The organism is Pacificitalea manganoxidans, from assembly GCF_002504165.1.
In the GTDB taxonomy this organism is placed as follows: Bacteria; Pseudomonadota; Alphaproteobacteria; order Rhodobacterales; family Rhodobacteraceae; genus Pacificitalea; species Pacificitalea manganoxidans.
On sequence record NZ_CP021404.1, the window covers coordinates 1,176,227 to 1,192,146 of the forward strand.

At 64.0% G+C, this 15,920-nt stretch carries 14 protein-coding genes; all 14 read right to left on the reverse strand.

Annotation, left to right across the window (positions count from 1 at the left end; genetic code table 11):
* Nucleotides 1-19 precede the first annotated feature (19 nt).
* A complete protein-coding gene (locus tag CBW24_RS05365; RefSeq protein WP_097372911.1) occupies nt 20-2,428 on the reverse strand; it encodes a ligase-associated DNA damage response DEXH box helicase in 2,409 nt (802 codons plus the stop codon).
* An 87-nt stretch (nt 2,429-2,515) separates the two neighbouring features.
* Entirely contained in the window at nt 2,516-3,769 is a 1,254-nt protein-coding gene (locus CBW24_RS05370; protein WP_088662135.1) for a DUF8689 domain-containing protein, read from the reverse strand.
* 219 nt (nt 3,770-3,988) lie between these two features.
* The gene (locus CBW24_RS05375; protein ID WP_088662134.1) at nt 3,989-4,489 is read right to left on the reverse strand and encodes an A24 family peptidase; all 501 of its coding nucleotides are present in this window, start codon (nt 4,487-4,489) and stop codon (nt 3,989-3,991) included.
* A gap of 10 nt (nt 4,490-4,499) precedes the next feature.
* The gene (locus CBW24_RS05380; protein ID WP_097372912.1) at nt 4,500-5,363 is read right to left on the reverse strand and encodes a tetratricopeptide repeat protein; all 864 of its coding nucleotides are present in this window, start codon (nt 5,361-5,363) and stop codon (nt 4,500-4,502) included.
* Between the two features lie 32 nt (nt 5,364-5,395).
* A complete protein-coding gene (locus CBW24_RS05385) occupies nt 5,396-5,950 on the reverse strand; it encodes a tetratricopeptide repeat protein (protein WP_088662132.1) in 555 nt (184 codons plus the stop codon).
* Between the two features lie 772 nt (nt 5,951-6,722).
* Complete coding sequence (locus CBW24_RS05390; RefSeq protein ID WP_088662130.1) at nt 6,723-7,727, reverse strand: type II secretion system F family protein; 1,005 nt, start codon at nt 7,725-7,727, stop codon at nt 6,723-6,725.
* Nucleotides 7,728-7,740: 13 nt separating this feature from the next.
* Complete coding sequence (locus CBW24_RS05395) at nt 7,741-8,709, reverse strand: type II secretion system F family protein (protein ID WP_088662129.1); 969 nt, start codon at nt 8,707-8,709, stop codon at nt 7,741-7,743.
* A gap of 9 nt (nt 8,710-8,718) precedes the next feature.
* Nucleotides 8,719-10,206 (reverse strand): TadA family conjugal transfer-associated ATPase, encoded by a 1,488-nt coding sequence (locus tag CBW24_RS05400; protein ID WP_088662128.1) that lies wholly within the window; start codon nt 10,204-10,206, stop codon nt 8,719-8,721.
* A gap of 30 nt (nt 10,207-10,236) precedes the next feature.
* Entirely contained in the window at nt 10,237-11,493 is a 1,257-nt protein-coding gene (locus tag CBW24_RS05405) for a CpaE/TadZ family protein (RefSeq protein ID WP_088662127.1), read from the reverse strand.
* A 426-nt stretch (nt 11,494-11,919) separates the two neighbouring features.
* Nucleotides 11,920-12,570 (reverse strand): OmpA family protein, encoded by a 651-nt coding sequence (locus tag CBW24_RS05410; protein ID WP_198405234.1) that lies wholly within the window; start codon nt 12,568-12,570, stop codon nt 11,920-11,922.
* A 5-nt stretch (nt 12,571-12,575) separates the two neighbouring features.
* Complete coding sequence (locus CBW24_RS05415; protein ID WP_088662125.1) at nt 12,576-14,006, reverse strand: type II and III secretion system protein family protein; 1,431 nt, start codon at nt 14,004-14,006, stop codon at nt 12,576-12,578.
* Nucleotides 14,007-14,242: 236 nt separating this feature from the next.
* Nucleotides 14,243-15,079 (reverse strand): Flp pilus assembly protein CpaB, encoded by an 837-nt coding sequence (gene cpaB, locus CBW24_RS05420; protein WP_097372913.1) that lies wholly within the window; start codon nt 15,077-15,079, stop codon nt 14,243-14,245.
* Nucleotides 15,080-15,237: 158 nt separating this feature from the next.
* Entirely contained in the window at nt 15,238-15,441 is a 204-nt protein-coding gene (locus CBW24_RS05425) for a hypothetical protein (RefSeq protein ID WP_097372914.1), read from the reverse strand.
* Nucleotides 15,442-15,550: 109 nt separating this feature from the next.
* Nucleotides 15,551-15,763 carry a Flp family type IVb pilin gene (locus CBW24_RS05430; protein ID WP_097372915.1) on the reverse strand — a complete coding sequence of 71 codons (213 nt, stop codon included), beginning with the start codon at nt 15,761-15,763 and terminating at the stop codon, nt 15,551-15,553.
* Between the last annotated feature and the right edge of the window lie 157 nt (nt 15,764-15,920).

The following is a 15,920-nucleotide window of genomic DNA, read 5'->3' on the forward strand; positions in this document are numbered from 1 at the left end:
CTGTGATCTGCGCGGGCGTCTAGCCGAAATCCAAACCCGCCTCGGCCATCAGCCGCGCGGCTTCTTCGGCCTCCAGCCGTTCGCGGCCCGCGCCGACCACCGGCACCCGCCCGATCTCAAGAATGAGCGGAGCGGCAAGCGGGCTGATCCTGTCCAGCGTGACATGCTGCACCCGCCCGCCGATGCGGTCGAACATCTCATCGATGCGCCCGAAATCGACCAGACCGCGCAGGGCCTCTTCGCGGGTGATCTGCATCAGCAGGTGATCGGGGTCGTAGCGCAGCAGCGTGTCATAGAGGATATCGGACGAAAACGTCGCCTGACGCCCGCTTTTGCGCGCCTGCGGGGTGTTGCGCTCGATCAGCCCGGCGATCACGGCGCTGGCCTTGAACGTGCGCTTCATCACCGCGTTCTGCGCCAGCCAGCCGTCCAGATCCTCGCGCATTTCGCCCCCCGTCAGCAGCGGCGCGGGGTCTTCGACCGGGTCCAGCCCCCAGATCAGCGTGGCGTAATCCGAGGCAACGAAGCCCAGCGGGTGCAGTCCGGCGACCTCCATCCGGCGGGTCACGAGCAGCCCCAGCGTCTGCATCGCGTTGCGCCCGGCAAAGCCGTAGATGCAGGTATGCGCCCGCCCGTCATGGGGGAAGCTTTCGATCAGCAGCCGGTCGGCGCGGGGCATTACCGACACCTCGCGCTGAAGCGCCAGCCATTCGGCGGTATGGTGCGGCAATTCGGGCCAACGATCACGGTTGAGCATGTCGAGGATGCGTTCCGACAGCTGGGTCGAAGTGGCGAATTTCGTGCCCATGAAGGTGGCGATGCGCGGCGTGGCGGAGGCATCGCGGCTGACCACCACGGTCATTTCGCGCAGGTTTTCATAGCGCACGATCTGCCCGCCAATCAGGAAGGTATCCCCGGCGGTAAGCGTCGCGGCGAAGCCTTCCTCCACCTCGCCCAGCGGCGCGCCATTGCGGCCCCGCATCCGCACCTTCAGCGTGTCGGTGTCCTGAATGGTGCCGATATTCATGCGGATGCGCTGCGCGCTGCGGGGATCGCGCAATTGCCACAGCCCGTCGGGGCGTTGCAGCAGCCGCTGCCATTTGTCATAGGCCCGGAGCGCATAGCCGCCGGTGGCGCAGAACTCCATGCAGGCGTCAAAAGCGGCCCGGTCCAGCGCGGCGTAGGGGCCTGCGGTCGTGACCTCCGCATAGAGCGCATCGGCGTCGAAGGGACCGGCGCAGGCGGTAATCAGGATCTGCTGGCAGAGCACATCGCGGGGGCCGGGGCCGCGTGGCTCGCCATCCAGATCACCGGCCTCGACCGCCTGAAGCGCGGCGATGCATTCGACCACCTCGAACCTGTTGGCGGGCAGCAGGCGGGCCTTTGACGGGGCATTGTAGCGGTGATTGGCGCGCCCGATCCGCTGCACCAGCCGTTTGACATTCTTGGGCGCGCCGATCTGGATCACCAGATCCACATCGCCCCAGTCGATGCCCAGATCGAGACTGCCGGTCGCGACGATGGCGCGCAAGTCGCCCGCGACCATCGCCGCCTCGACCCGTTCGCGCTGCTCGCGCGACAGCGAGCCGTGATGGATGCCGATGGGCAGGTCATCGTCATTGGCGAGCCACAGCGCGTGAAAAAAGATCTCCGCCTGTGCGCGGGTGTTGTGGAAAATCAGGGTAGTGCGGTGCTGACGGACCTGTTCCAGCACCTCTGCGATGGCATAGCGCCCGCCGCCGCCATACCAGGGCGGGGCGCTTTCGGTTGCGAGCATGGCAATGTCGGGGGCGGGGCCGGGATCGGCGGTGATGATCTCGCAAGGGTCGGGATTGCGCGCCAGCAGCCGGGCGATGGCGGGCGGGTCTTCGACCGTGGCCGACAGCCCGACGCGGCGCAGATCGGGGCACAGCGTCGACAGCCGTGCCAGCGCCAGCATCAGTTGGTCGCCGCGCTTGCTTTCGGCGAGTGCGTGGATTTCATCGACGATCACCCGCTGCAGCCCGGCAAAGATGCGCGGCGCGTCCTCGTAGGAGGTCAGCAGCGCGAGGCTTTCGGGTGTGGTCAGCAGGATATGCGGCGGGTCGGCGCGCTGGCGTTTGCGGGCGGTGGCGCGGGTGTCGCCGGTGCGATCCTCGATCCGGATCGGCAGGCCCATTTCGGCCACCGGCGCGGTGAGGTTGCGGCGGATATCTGCGGCGAGTGCCTTCAGCGGGGAAACGTAGAGCGTGTGCAGACCGGGGCGCGGATCGCGGGCCAGTTCGGCGAGTGTGGGCAGGAACCCGGCCATCGTTTTGCCGCCGCCCGTGGGCGCGACCAGCAGCGTTGCGGGGGCTGCGGCGCGCTCCAGCATGGCGCGCTGATGGGGATGAATGGACCAGCCCCGGTCATCGAACCAACGGGCGATCGGAGCGGGCAGATCGGTCATGCAGGGGATGTAGGCGGGCAGGGGCCAGTTGCAAAGGGTGGCCCCCGCCGATCAATGTGGCGGACCGCTTAGGTCCGATGGGTCGCGTCAGCGCACGACCTCGCTATCCTCGACGAACATGTTGGACCATGCGCGGTCGATCAGGTCCGGCGTCATCTGATAGGGGATGCCTTCGAATTCGCAGATCGCGATCATCTGGTCGATCAGGAAGACCGGCTGATAGTTCGCATAGACATTGTCGATCTGCGGATATTTCGACTGCAACAGATGCACCAGCGCCTCTTGGTTCAGGGGCATGTTCTTTTTCCGCGCGATGAGGGCGAAGATCTTTAGGAAGTTTTCCTGATCGGGGCCGTCGATCTTGATCTTGTAGAAGATCCGCCGCAGCGCCGCCTGATCGAAGATCTTGTTGGGGTGGTAGTTGGTGGAGAAGATCACCAGCGTGTCGAAGGGCACCTCGAATTTCTCGCCCGATTGCAGGGCGAGGATGTCCTTGCCCTCTTCCAGCGGGACGATCCAGCGGTTGATGAGCGCCTGCGGCGGCTCCGCCTGACGGCCCAGGTCGTCGACGATGAAAATGCCGCCAGTGGATTTCAGTTGCAGCGGGGCCTGATAGGTGCGCGCGGTGGGGTTGTAGACCAGATCCAGCATCGATAACGACAGCTCGCCCCCGGTGATGACCGTGGGCCGGTCGCAGCGCACATAGCGGGTGTCGAAGCGGGTGGAACTGCGTCGCAGGGAATTGGGATTATCGACCTGCGCCTCTGCCGCGCTGTGCACGATGGGGTCGTAGACGGTGATGACCTGCCCGGCATATTCGACGGCGCGGGGGATATAGATCTTATCCCCCATCGCGTCGCGGATGCCGTTGGAGATCGAGGATTTACCGTTGCCCGGCGGGCCATACATCAGGATCGACCGGCCCGACGTCACCGCCGGCCCCAATTGGCCCAGCAGATCGGGCGGCAGGATCAGGTGGCCCATCGCATCCGTCAGCTGCGTGCGGGTCAGTTGGATATTGCGGATCGACTGGCGTTTGACCTGTTCGCGGTAGACGTCGAGCGGCACCGGCATCGCGCCGAAATATTCCGATTGCGCCAGCGCGTCGAGCGCGCGGGTCTTGCCCTGATCGGTCAGCTGATAGCCCATCTCGCCGCCCGAATTGGCATGCAGCGTGCCGGTCGCCTCGACCAGCCGCTGGGTGCGGGCAAGGTCGATCAACTCCTGCGTGACTTGCACTGGCAGACAGACCGCCTGCGCCAGATCGCTGACCTGTTCGAGGTTCTTGCGGAACATGGTCTTGATCAGGATGTCGCGCATCATGACGGGCGACAGGGCCATGTCCTCCAACCGGCGCGGGGCGGGGGGCGGCTGCACGGCAGGCGGGCGCGCTGTCGCGTCTGGGTCTAGGGTGGTGCCGTCAATCGCTCCGGGCGCCATGTTCATCTGTCCTGCTCCATCACTGCTTGGCCGTTGTGCGCATAAAACAGCGCGGCCTATGGCGCAGTGAGAGCCGATCAATGTGGCAAGAGCGTGGAGCGGGCGCGACGAAGTCTCGGCTCAGCGGATGCAGGCGGCCCCGACGGCGAGATAGGCGATGAGCGTGCCACCCAAAGCCAGCCCCATGGGGAAATCGCGGGTGCGGTGCCAGCTTTCCCAATTGGGGGCCAATCCCCGCACCGCCGGGATGGCGCGCGCGATCCGGTGGCAGATGAACGCCGCCAGCAAAACCCCCGCGAACAGATAGAGCACCAGCAGCATGTCCCCCAGCGCCACGAAGGGCGCCATCGCCGCCGCGAATTTGGCATCACCCGCCCCGATCAGGCGCAGCATGTTCATCAAGAACCCCACCAGCAGCACCGCGCCGAAATGCACCCAGCGCCAGCCATATTCCGGCAGCGGCAGCACGAAGGGACCGATCACGGCATAGACGAGCAGCAGCGCCAGCACCGCACGGTTCGGGATTTTCATCCGCGCCATGTCGGACCACGCCACCCAGAGCGACACAAGCGCCGCGAGGGGCAGAAAAGCGAGGGCGGCGGTGGCGCTTTGGGCGATCATCAATCCGGGCTCAATTCACCACGGTGCTGTCGAGCGCCGCAAGCGCGCGCGCGGCGTCTTCGAAATGTTGCGGGTGGGTTTCGACCGCCTCCTGCAACAGGCCCTTGCCGATGGTGACGTCGCCCTGCTTGATCGCCGTGAGCGCCAGCGTATGCAGCAATTGTGCCCGCTCGATCTGGGTCATCTTGACGATGGGCATCTGGTAGTTGCGCTGCGCGCCGCGGGCCAGAACGAGGTTGTTCTTGGCGGTGAACAGATTGTCGTCATAGGTGATCGCCTCGACGAACAGCCGCTCCGCGCCGGGATAGTCGCCGCGCGTCAGCTTGGAATAACCCCAGTTGTTGAGCACGCCGGAGGGCGTCGTGGTCAGGCCCACCGCGGTCTCATAGAAGCTGTCGGCCTTGGCCCAGTTTTTGTTGCCGTCGGCGATCATGGCTTCCAGCCGGTAGCGTTTGTAGGTCTCGTAGGTCGGGGGGATGGCGTTCAGCGTCGCCTCCGCGCGGGGCCAGTCGCCCGCCCGGATCAGCGCATCGGCCAGTCCGATACTGTCCTCGTTTGTGACCTCCGGCAGGGCGGTCACCTTGGTCCAGACGGCGACGGCCTCGGTCGGGCGTTTGGCGCGCACCAGCGATGTGGCCAGCCCGCGTTGCAGGTCGATCCGCTCGGGATTTTCGGTGGCGGCGCGGCGGAAATAGGCCACGGCCTCATCCGGGTCCGCGACGGTCAGCATGATGTCGGACAGGTTGTTGTCGTCGATCGCGTTGACCGATTGCAGCGCCCGGTCGACATCGGTGTCGGCGGTCTTTTCGCAGGCGGTCAGGATCAGAATGCCGCCCAGGCAGAGCGGCAGGAGACTACGGTTCGGGCGCTGCATCGGGTGGGCGTCCTTCTTGCTGCTCTCGGGCCTCATGGTGTGCTCAGGAGCTGGTAGACCCCGCGTCCCCGCCGCACCAATTCGAAATTGCTTGTTTCGTTCGCGCCAGTGTAATCGGTGATTTCCGTTTTCGCGATAGCGAGCTTCAAATTGTCGCGAATTTCGGCACTTTCGCCACTATCCAGCGCGAATGCGGTCTGGAAGACGCGCCGCGCCTCGCCGGTTTCGCCCTGCTCCATCAGCACCACGCCGAGGTTGTTCCACGCGGGGGCAAAGGTTTCATCCTCGCGGATCGCGCGGCGCAGCAGATCCTCCGCCTGACCCAGACGGCCCAGCCGGAGATTGGCCGATCCCAGCGCCGACAGCACATCGACATCGATGCCCCGTTCCGACGCGGCCAGCAGGTATGCTTTCAACGCCTGCTCATACTCGCCCGTCTCCATCAAGCGGTGACCGGTTTCCAACCCGTCGAGGGCGGCGTCATCGGTCTTTGTCTCGGCGGAACTGAGCGGTTTGAGCGTGCCATCGCCCGCGCAGGCGGCGAGGCCAACAAGGAGCGGAAGCAGAAGTGCCGTGCGCGCGGTCATGGGGTCAGGCCTGTGGCTGCGAGGAAAGCATGGAGGGCGGGGACGTGGGGCAGTGGCGGACTGATATGCACCGAAATCGCGAACACGGCCAGTGTCGCGAAATGGCGCGCCGCTGCCAAGGGGGCCGCGACGTCTCCTCACAGGGCGGTGAGGTCAAGCGGGGTGCAGGCGAGCGGGCTTGGGCGTGTTGGGGCGAAGGGTGACGAGGGTCCGAGGGAACGGGCAGGTGGCTGGTGGGGCACCGGCAAGGGTCACGCGGACCTCAGACCTAAGCGCACCCGCCCGCGGGCAAGGCGAAGCCGCGCGGGCGAGCGCCTGCCCGTTCCGGCGGGCTGGCGCTTGGCCACCGCGCGCTGACCACGGATCGGGGAGGGATGTGTCGCCATAAAGCGCGCAGTTCAGTCGCTGCGACGCCACCCCACGGGCAGGCTCACGTCGAGCCTTGCCTCAGAACTCGACGCATCCGCTCTCGGACAAGCCCGCAGGGCGCGAGAGCGAGCGCCTGCCCGTCCCCCGGGCTGGCGCTTTGCCACAACGCGCTGACCTCGGATCGGGGAGGGGTGTGGCACCCATAAAGCGCGCAGTTCAGCCGTTTCAGCGCCACCCCACGGGCAGGCTGCCGTTGTGCTCAGATTAGCTATGCCTCGTAGCCTCTGAACTCAGCGCGTCCACTCTCACGCTGATCTCTGGGCGGGGAGGGGGTGTCCCTATAAAGCGCACCGCTCGACCGTCGCAACGCCACCCCACGGGCAGGCTCACGTCGCGCCTTGCCTTACAACCCGCCGTTCAGCGTCGTGTAGATGCCGTAGATCGAGGGGCCGATGAGGATGATCATCAGGGGCGGCACGGTGAACATCATCGTGCCCAGCGTCAGTTTGGTGGGCAGGGTGTTGGCTTTTTCCTCCGCGCGCATGACCCGTTTGTCGCGCATCTCGGCGGCGTAGACCCGCAGCGCTTCGGCGATCGAGGTGCCGAAGGTCGTCGACTGGATCAGAACCGTCACGAAGGAGGCCACATCGGCCACGCCTGCGCGTTCGGACATGTCCTTGAGCACGGCGATCTTTTCCTTACCGGCTTTCATCTCGTAGCTGATAATCTCGAATTCTTCGGCCAGCGCGGGGAAACCGGCGCGGATTTCCTTGGAGACTCGGATGATCGACTGATCGAGCGACTGGCCCGCCTCGACGCAAACCAGCATCATGTCGAGTGCGTCGGGAAAGCCGTTGGTGATTTCCTGTTGCCGGGTCTGGATACGGCGGTTCACCCAGTATTTCGGCAGGTAATATCCAATGCCGCCGGGGATCACGACATAGAGCATCAGAAGCTGCGTCGTGAGTTCGCCATTCACCGATTTCAGCAGTGCCAGCAGCAAGCCGAAGGCCAGCATACCCAGCCCCAGCGCGAAGGAGGCAAAGTGGAACGCCCGCACCGCGCCTTTGCCGCGATAGCCCGCCTGGATCATCTTTAGCCGGGCCGAGGACAGTTCTTCGGCGTCCTGCGGCTCCAGAAAGCTGGCGTATTTGTCGAGCTTCTGTTCGCGTTTGCCGCGCTTGTAACGCAGGTTCTGCTGCTTGCCGCCGGTGGGTTTGGGCGCGGCGGGGCGCACGCCGGTGCCGCCCTCCTGCTTGATCTTGTCCAGCGGGTCGGCCTTGCGGTGCAGCAGCATCGGCAGCGCCAGCAGCACCAACAGCACCCCAAGCGCCCCTACGGCATAAAGCGGGCCCATCGGTCCGAACTGGTCGATGAGGAACTGGTTCGCAGTGTCGAGATAGTCCATGACAGCAGTCCCCTCAGACCTTGATGTTGACCATGATCTTCATGAAAATCATGTTGATGATGAGAAAGGCGGCGACGACGAGACAGGCCGGGATGAAGGCCGAGGTTTCTTTGACATCGTCGTAATAGTTGGGCTGGATGATGTTGATCATCACCAAAGCGCCGAACGGAAACACCGACAGGAACATGCCGGACCATTTCGCCTCGGCGGTGATGGCTTTCACCCGGCGGAACAGCTTGAACCGCGCGCGGATCACCTTGGCCAGACCGTCGAGGATTTCGGCCAAGTTACCGCCGGAGGTCTGCTGAATGGTCACGGCCACGGCGAGGAACCGCAGATCCTGCATATCCATGCGTTCGGCCAGCGCCTTCAGGCTTTCGGTGATGTCGCGGCCATAGGCGGCCTCGTCGGCGATCATCCCGAACTCGGAGCCGAGCGGATCGGGCACCTCCTTGGCGACGATGTTGACGGCGGAGGAGAACGGATGCCCCACCCGCAGCGAGCGCACCATCAGCTCCACCGCGTCGGGGAGCTGTTCTTCGATCATCGCGAGGCGCTTCTTGGCCTTGTTGTTGACCCAGACATAGACGCCGCCCACGCCCATCACGATCGCCACGAGCGCCCGCACCGGGGTTGAAGCGGAGGTGCCCACCGTCAGCGCCACGAAGGCCAGCGCCGACACTGCGGCCATGATCATGATCAGCTGGCGTGGCGTGAAGGCGATATTGGCCTTCTGCGCCTTCTCGGCGAGGATGGAATAGAGCGGGATGCCCCGCGCGCCCATATGCTGCGACATCTCCTTGCGGAGTTGTTCGAGCACCTCTTCGCGGCCCGCGCCTTTCTCCATCAGCGACAGGCGGCGGTTCACGCGGCTGTTGAGGCTGATCGATTTGCCGAAGACGGTCAGATAGACGCCTTCGACCAGCAGCAACACGGCGATAAAGACGATACCGTAGATGAGCGGCTCTGCACTGATCTGCATGATGGCCTCCTAGACGACCGGCTCGAACAGCGCTGGCGGCAGATCGTAGCCCCATTGCTTGAACCTGTTGGAATAATGCGACCGCACGCCCGTGGCGTTGAAGCGGCCGATGATCTTGCCATCGGGGCCAAGGCCCTGCCGCTCGTAACGGAAGACCTCCTGCATCGAGATCACTTCGCCTTCCATGCCGGTCACCTCGGTGATCGACACCATCCGGCGGGAGCCATCCTGCAGACGGCTGGCCTGCACGATCAGGTTCACAGCGCTGGCGATCTGCGCGCGCACGGCCTTTAGCGGCATTTCGATCCCGGCCATCGCGACCATGTTTTCGAGACGGCTGACCCCGTCGCGGGCGGAGTTGGCGTGAATGGTGGTCATCGAGCCGTCATGGCCGGTGTTCATGGCCTGAAGCATGTCGATGACTTCCTCGCCGCGGGTTTCGCCCACGATGATCCGGTCAGGGCGCATTCGCAGGGCGTTGCGCAGACAGTCGCGCTGGGTCACGGCGCCTTTGCCCTCCACGTTGGGGGGGCGGCTTTCCATACGACCGACATGGGTCTGCTGAAGCTGAAGTTCGGCGGTGTCTTCGATGGTCAGGATGCGTTCGGAATTGTCGATGAACGACGACAGCGCGTTGAGCGTCGTCGTTTTCCCTGAGCCGGTGCCGCCCGACACGATGACATTGAGCCGGCAGGCGACGGCGGCCTCCAGATAGGTGGCCATGTCTTCGGTAAAGGCGCCGAACTGGACCAGATCGCGAATGCCGAGCTTTTCCTTCTTGAACTTACGGATCGAGACAAGGCTGCCATCCACGGCCACGGGCGGCACCATCGCGTTGAAGCGCGAGCCATCGGCCAAGCGGGCGTCGACATAAGGGTTCGATTCGTCGACGCGGCGCCCCACGGCGGAGACGATTTTGTCGATGATCCGCAGCAGGTGCTTTTCATCCTTGAAGGTGATTTCGCTGAGTTCCAGCTTACCCTTGCGCTCGACAAAGATCCGGTGCGGGCCGTTGACGAGGATGTCGTTGACGTCGTCATCCTTCAGCAGCGGCTCCAGCGGGCCAAGCCCGGTCACCTCGTCGTAAAGCTCCTGATACAGCGTCGTGCGCTCTTCTTTGTTGAGCACGACGGACATCTCGGCCAGCGCCTCGTTCGAGATGTCGGCGATTTCGGTGCGCAGATCGCTTTCGGTAGCGGTTTCGAGCGCGGCAAGGTTGAGGTTGTCGAGCAAGCCCTTGTGCAGTTCGACCTTTAGTTCGGCCAGACGTTCCTTGCGCTTCTTTTCCTTATCCGCGGGGTTGGCCTGCGCGGCGGCGGCCTTGCCTGTGGGGGCGCGGTTGGCTGTGGCGGCGGGCGGCGGGCTGACGGGGGCGATGGTGGCAGCGACGCTCGGCGCGGCGGCTGCGGCCACGGGGGCTGCTGCGGCGGCGGGGACCGCCACCGGCTTCGCACCGCGCTGCGGCTCAGCGCCGGGTTTCTTGTAGCGTGAAAACATCACTGGCTCCGTTTCGGTCTCACAGGCAGATCAGCCCGTGGCTTCTTTCATGACGAGGTCGTGCAGGCTTTTCGCGACCTTCTGAATTTCTTTGCGCAGCGGGTTCTTGGCGGCGGTTTCGGCCAGCGGCAGACCGTGGTCACAGGCCTGCGTCACCTGCTTGGCGCCATCGGGCAGCAGCAGTTCGACCTTGATGTCGAGGCTTTCCGACAGCCGTTTCACCCGCGCCTTGCCCGACAGATCGGTGAAGCGCGGCGCGCGGTTCAGCACGAAGCGCAGCTTCTCGTGGGGGAGGTCTTCGGCCTTCAGCGCGCGCACCATGCGCACCACGTTCTGGGCCGAGCGCATATCGAGCTCCAGCATCGCAAAATAGATGTGCGAGGCTTGCAGCACCGTTTCCGTCCAGCTGACCAGCGTGGAGGGCATGTCGACGACCACATAGTCGAAATTGGCGCGCGCCTTATCGAGGATCGCGGTGATGTCGGCGCTGTCCACAATGTCCAGCGGCAGGATTTCGGACGGGGCCGTAAAGACATGAAGCCGGTCATGGAAGGTCAGCAGCGCCTGCATGAAAGCGTCGTTATCCATGCCTGCGGTGTCGGAAAGGATCTCATAGACGGCTTCGCGGCGGGGCAGGTCGAGATAGGTCGCGACCGAGCCGAATTGCAGATCAAGATCGATAAGGCAGACGCGCGGCGCATCGGCGCCCTTCTTCTTGCCGCCGTCGGACAGCTCCCAGGCGAGGTTGACGGCGAAGTTCGACGCGCCCACCCCACCGGCCAGACCATGCACCGGCAAGATCACCCCGTCGCGGTCATTGGTGGCGGTCAGGGTCGACACCGTGACGTTGTCATAGACCAGTTCGGGCGCAGCCTCGGCCTTCTTCTCCAGCCGCTCGACGGCCTCGTGCAGCGCGTTTTCGGGCAGGGGGTAGGGCACGAAGTCATCCGCCCCGCCGCGCAGCAGCTGGTGCAGGATGATCGGGCTGACCTCCTCTGCGATCACGATGACTTTGAGGTTGATGGCTTTCGCCGCCTGAACGATGGCCAGAAGGTCGGGCAGCGCGTCTTCGTCATCGCCGTTCATGGCGATGGCCACGAATTTCAGATCCCGCGCATCGGGCTGCTGAAGAAAGATCAGCGCGTCGTCGAAACTGAGATCGCCCCAGTTTTCGCCCAGCTTCTGCTCCATATCCTCGATCAGCAGATCGAAGTTCTGGACATCGCGCGAAATTGTGCACGCGATCAGCGGCGCCGGATTGGGCTCCAATGCTGCACTGCTCATCATTCTACACCAGTCCTTTTCTACCTAAGACCGGGTTTTGGTTAAGCCGGAATGACATCCGACGACCCACTCGGCCTCAGCGTCCTTGATGCTCAGAAATTCAGGCGAGATTGAGGCTCAAAAGATGCAATTGTTTGGATATCGCCGAAAGTGACCGGTTCGCGGCGTGGTTGTTTCCAAAATGCATGAGGTGTGTGGGGGGAGGGGCAATTTGCGCCATAACCCTATGCAAAAGGGGTTATCACGGGGTTAACCACGCTCCGCTACGCGACCACAGTGAGCGATTCTTCAGGCTTAGGGCGAGTGCTCATGCTGCCTGAGGCTGTCTTCCCATGGCGGGGATATGGCAAATGTCGCCTTATCGCCGCGTTTCAGGGGGTTAGGCCGCGCGGATCGCTCGCCGCGCGGGCCGGTCACCGGCAGGCGATGTTATCCGCCGCCGCCGCTTGCCGCGTGAGTCTCGGTCGCGGATTGCACCGTCTCGTTATATGAGAAAAGCGCATATTTGCCGTCTTGGATTCGCGGCGGTCCCCCGGCGCGGTAATGGCCCGAAACTTCGGTCACGGTGCGGCGATTGCGACGCTCGCGGCCCTCGGTCACGATCAGCGGCTGGGTTTCGCCGAACGATACCACAGCCTCCAACCGGTCACGCGAAATGCCGCGCGAGGTCAGATAGTTGACCGCCGCATAGGCACGCCGCAGGCCAAGATCCTTGTTGTAGCTTTCCGAGCCGACCTTATCGGTGTGGCCATAGACCCGGAACCGGATCGAGGGATATTGCGCGATCCACCGGGCCTGTTGATCCAGCGTGGCGCGCGCCGCACCGTCCAGCGCGTCGCTGTTGAACGCAAAGGTGATGGTCGTCGGAGCCTCGGCCGCGAATTTGCGCGCAAGGTTCAGCAGAACGCCGTCCTGATTGCCGGTCATGACCTGTTGATTGGTCATCGTGGCATTGCCGAACGTTCCGGTATCCAGATCGCCACCCGCGACCTGATCGAACTCGACCCGCGAGGCGGGGGTGCAGGCGGCGGTGGCCAGTGCCAGCCCCGCCCCGATCAGCGCGTTGCGCGTGAAGCTCATCGTTTTCATTCCATCACATAGCCGTAGGAGCCGCTGAAATCCTGCCGGGCGACTTCGCCCGCCCCGCCGCGCAGCGGTGTGCCCGCCCCGGCGGCGGTCTTGCCATGCAAGAAGAGTTCACGCTCGGTCGGCGGGCGCACCCGGTCGGTGGGCAGGGCCAGCGTTTCGCCACGGGTGGGCGACACCAGATGCGCGGACACCACGATCACCAGTTCCGATTGATCGCGCTGATAATCGGCGCTGCGGAACAGCGCGCCCAGCACCGGAATATCGCCAAGCCACGGCACCTGACTGGAGTTGTCGGTGAAGTCGTCCTGGATCAGGCCCGCGATCGCGATGCTTTCGCCGTCGCGCATCTCCACCGTGGTGGCGGTGGAGCGGGTGCTGAACCCGTTGATGGTAAAGCCGGCATCGGTATAGCTGATGGTCGAATCGAGGCCGCTGACCTCGGCCGACAAGCGCAGGTTGATGTTTTCGCCGATCACCCGCGGGGTGAAGGCAAGGCTGATGCCGAAGGGTTTGAATTCCACCGATACGTTGCCGTTGTCATTGGCCGTGGGCACCGGATATTCGCCACCTGCAAGGAAACTGGCCTCCTGCCCCGACAGGGCGGTCAGGTTCGGTTCCGCCAGCGTGCGGATGAAGCCTTTCGATTCGAGCGCTTCCAGCAGGATCGCGAATTCGACGCTGCCTGCGCCGACACCGATGGCCAGCGCCCCGGCGGAGCCGTCGATGCTGGGTCGGGTGCCGGAGGCGCCATCGAACAGGTTGGAGATCTGGCTGTCGGAGGTGTAGCCATTGCTGCCCCCCAACACGCCGACATTGCCGTTATTGCTGGTGCCGTTGACGGCCAGAGAGGCCGACAGGCTTTTGCGGACCGAGCGGCTCATCTCCGCGAAGCGGACCTTCAGCATGACCTGCTGGGTGCCGCCCACGGACATCAGGTTCGACACCCGGTCGGGCGCGTACCGCTGCGCAAGATCAATCGCGCGGTCGATGGCCTGAGCCGACGATACGATGCCCGAAAGCACAAGCCCGTCATTGGCGGGGCGCACTTCGATCGGCTCGCCAGGGAGCACCTCGCGCAGGCGCTCTTTCAGCTCGCTCACATCGGCGGTGACCTGCACCTCGACATTGGTGATGAGCGAGCCATCCGCCGCCAGCAGCGTCAGCGTCGTGCGGCCCGGTGCCTTGCCCAGAACGTAAATCGTGCGCTCCGACAGGGTCGAGATATCGGCGATGCCGGGATTCGCGATGGAGAGTTCGGCGAAGGGGACGTCGCTTTCGACGATCACCGCGCGGTTCATGGGAACGGCCAGATCCCGCGAGGCGGACCCGCTGAGCACGCGCAGCGTCTCCGCGAGCGTCGCGGGCGCCGTCAGCGTGGTGAGGCCAAGCCCCAGCGCCGCCGCTCCGAAAAGCGTCTTGAAATTCATGTGTGACCTGCCTCTCGTCACCGCGTGCATAATGGGTCTTCGCCCGATCTTGCCCTTATCGTGCGGGCAAAGGCTTTTTTTTTCAATAATCAAACCGTTGGCAGGGGGGCTGGATGTAGTTTGCCCGCAACAGGTGGTCCTGTCGCGGGCAATTGTCCAATGAAACGGTAGGCTTGGCGTTTGCGCCCCTCCTGCGTTTCAGGCAGGTCCGGCGCAAATCAGAGCGCCGGTGCCCCTTAGTTCGTGCAGGGGATGCGTTGTTCGTAGACCTCGGCGCCACGGCGGACCTTGGTCGAGCAGACCCGTTCACGCACCGGTTCGGGGGCAGGGGCGCGTTCTTCGATCCCCAGCAAGGAGCGCTGATCGACCTGCACGACCTCCGCCACCATGTCATCCTCGGCACCGACAAGGCTCAGCGACAGCCGCCCGGTGGCCTGCGCCTGAGCCAGCGCGGCGACCTGCTGCGGGCTCACTTCGACGGTAACGTTACGGGCGATCACCGGCGACAGGCGGCCGCTGTCGGAAATCTGGTCCACGGCGATCAGGCGCACACGGGTGTCGATCAGGCGGGTCACTTCCTTGTCGAAGGCCTTGCCCGTCCAGTAGACATCGACCCGGTCGCCGGGCCGCAGGAAGCCGCTGACCCCGGAGGTCACGTCAACCTTGATCGCAAAGGCGCGCATGCCCATGCCAAGGCGCGAGGTCAGGCCCGCATCTTCGCCGGGCTGGGTCACTTTGCCGGTCAGGATCGGCTCGAATTTTTGCATGTTGCTCAGGATGATCCGCGGCTCCTCCCCTTCGGGGAACAGCTCGTCGATCTTGGTGAAGCTGCCTTCAGGCACGCTATCGGCCTGCCAGACGATCGCTTTCACATCGTCCTGCTCGAGCAGTTCACCGTAGTTTTTCTTGGTCGAGACCACGAGGATTTCGGTTGTCGGGGCCAGTTTCGAGCGCTGCTCTAGCAAGATATCGCGCTCCAGCGTGGCTTGCTCCAGATAGCCTTGAAACATGTAGGCCGCAAACCCGGCCAGGCCGACGCCGAGGATAAGTACAAGGCCGAAAAGCATACGCATTTGGACACCCTCTCTCTGCTCGTGTTTCTATTAAGTCTTGGCCGTCCGCGCAGATGCGCAGGGGCAGAACCGCGCAGGGCGGCCGCGCTCATGGGGAAGCGGAGCCGCAGTCTAACCAGCGCAGGTCGATGATGGGGTGCGTGGATCGCGCTGAGGCGTCAGTCCATCGTCGCGTGGATCTTCTCGACGGAGCTGCTGCTGACTTCGTCGCCGACCAACTCGGAGACCGAGTAGATGCCGTTGGCGAAGGGCACGAGGGCCGCGAGGACGATCAGGATGATGCCGGACGTCAGAACCACCCAGTCCACAGTGACGGCACCGTCTTCGTTCTTGCGAAACAGGGCGATGAGGGAATGTATCATCTTGGTCCGTCTGTTTTTGCTTGGCGCGGAGGCCAGATTCGACCGAAGGCGGCGGTAAATCCCGCCCGCGCGGACCCTAGTGGGCGGCTGCGGGCGGGATCGGAGCGGATTACTCCGCTTTCTGAGCGGCGACCACGCCGCCGACGGCGGTGGAGCTAACATCTTCCGCGATGTCGCCGCTGAGTTCGTTGATGCCGCCACCAACGGTGGTCAGAACGGCGATGCCCAGGCCGACGATGGCGGCGGTCAGCACAACCCAGTCAACGGTCACAGCACCGTCTTCGTCGTTGCGGAAGTTGCTCAGGATGTTGAAGAATTTCATAGTGTTGTCCCTCCAAGGATCAAGTTTGCTCGTTTCAGTTTGCCGCTGCGGATCTCTTGTGAGCCGGCCTCTTGTTTGGCTCGATCTCCGCTTTGGATGAGATGATATAGCCCCTGGAATGGGGCAGCACTTTGACCGCACTCGTACAATTTCAAAG

Coding starts and splice junctions, on each gene's coding strand:
- CBW24_RS05365 (WP_097372911.1), bottom strand. CDS start 2,428: ATGACCGATCTGCCCGCTCCGATCGCCCGTTGGTTCGATGACCGGGGC.
- CBW24_RS05370 (WP_088662135.1), bottom strand. CDS start 3,769: ATGGCCCTGTCGCCCGTCATGATGCGCGACATCCTGATCAAGACCATG.
- CBW24_RS05375 (WP_088662134.1), bottom strand. CDS start 4,489: ATGATCGCCCAAAGCGCCACCGCCGCCCTCGCTTTTCTGCCCCTCGCG.
- CBW24_RS05380 (WP_097372912.1), bottom strand. CDS start 5,363: ATGCAGCGCCCGAACCGTAGTCTCCTGCCGCTCTGCCTGGGCGGCATT.
- CBW24_RS05385 (WP_088662132.1), bottom strand. CDS start 5,950: ATGACCGCGCGCACGGCACTTCTGCTTCCGCTCCTTGTTGGCCTCGCC.
- CBW24_RS05390 (WP_088662130.1), bottom strand. CDS start 7,727: ATGGACTATCTCGACACTGCGAACCAGTTCCTCATCGACCAGTTCGGA.
- CBW24_RS05395 (WP_088662129.1), bottom strand. CDS start 8,709: ATGCAGATCAGTGCAGAGCCGCTCATCTACGGTATCGTCTTTATCGCC.
- CBW24_RS05400 (WP_088662128.1), bottom strand. CDS start 10,206: ATGTTTTCACGCTACAAGAAACCCGGCGCTGAGCCGCAGCGCGGTGCG.
- CBW24_RS05405 (WP_088662127.1), bottom strand. CDS start 11,493: ATGATGAGCAGTGCAGCATTGGAGCCCAATCCGGCGCCGCTGATCGCG.
- CBW24_RS05410 (WP_198405234.1), bottom strand. CDS start 12,570: ATGAGCTTCACGCGCAACGCGCTGATCGGGGCGGGGCTGGCACTGGCC.
- CBW24_RS05415 (WP_088662125.1), bottom strand. CDS start 14,006: ATGAATTTCAAGACGCTTTTCGGAGCGGCGGCGCTGGGGCTTGGCCTC.
- cpaB (WP_097372913.1), bottom strand. CDS start 15,079: ATGCGTATGCTTTTCGGCCTTGTACTTATCCTCGGCGTCGGCCTGGCC.
- CBW24_RS05425 (WP_097372914.1), bottom strand. CDS start 15,441: ATGATACATTCCCTCATCGCCCTGTTTCGCAAGAACGAAGACGGTGCC.
- CBW24_RS05430 (WP_097372915.1), bottom strand. CDS start 15,763: ATGAAATTCTTCAACATCCTGAGCAACTTCCGCAACGACGAAGACGGT.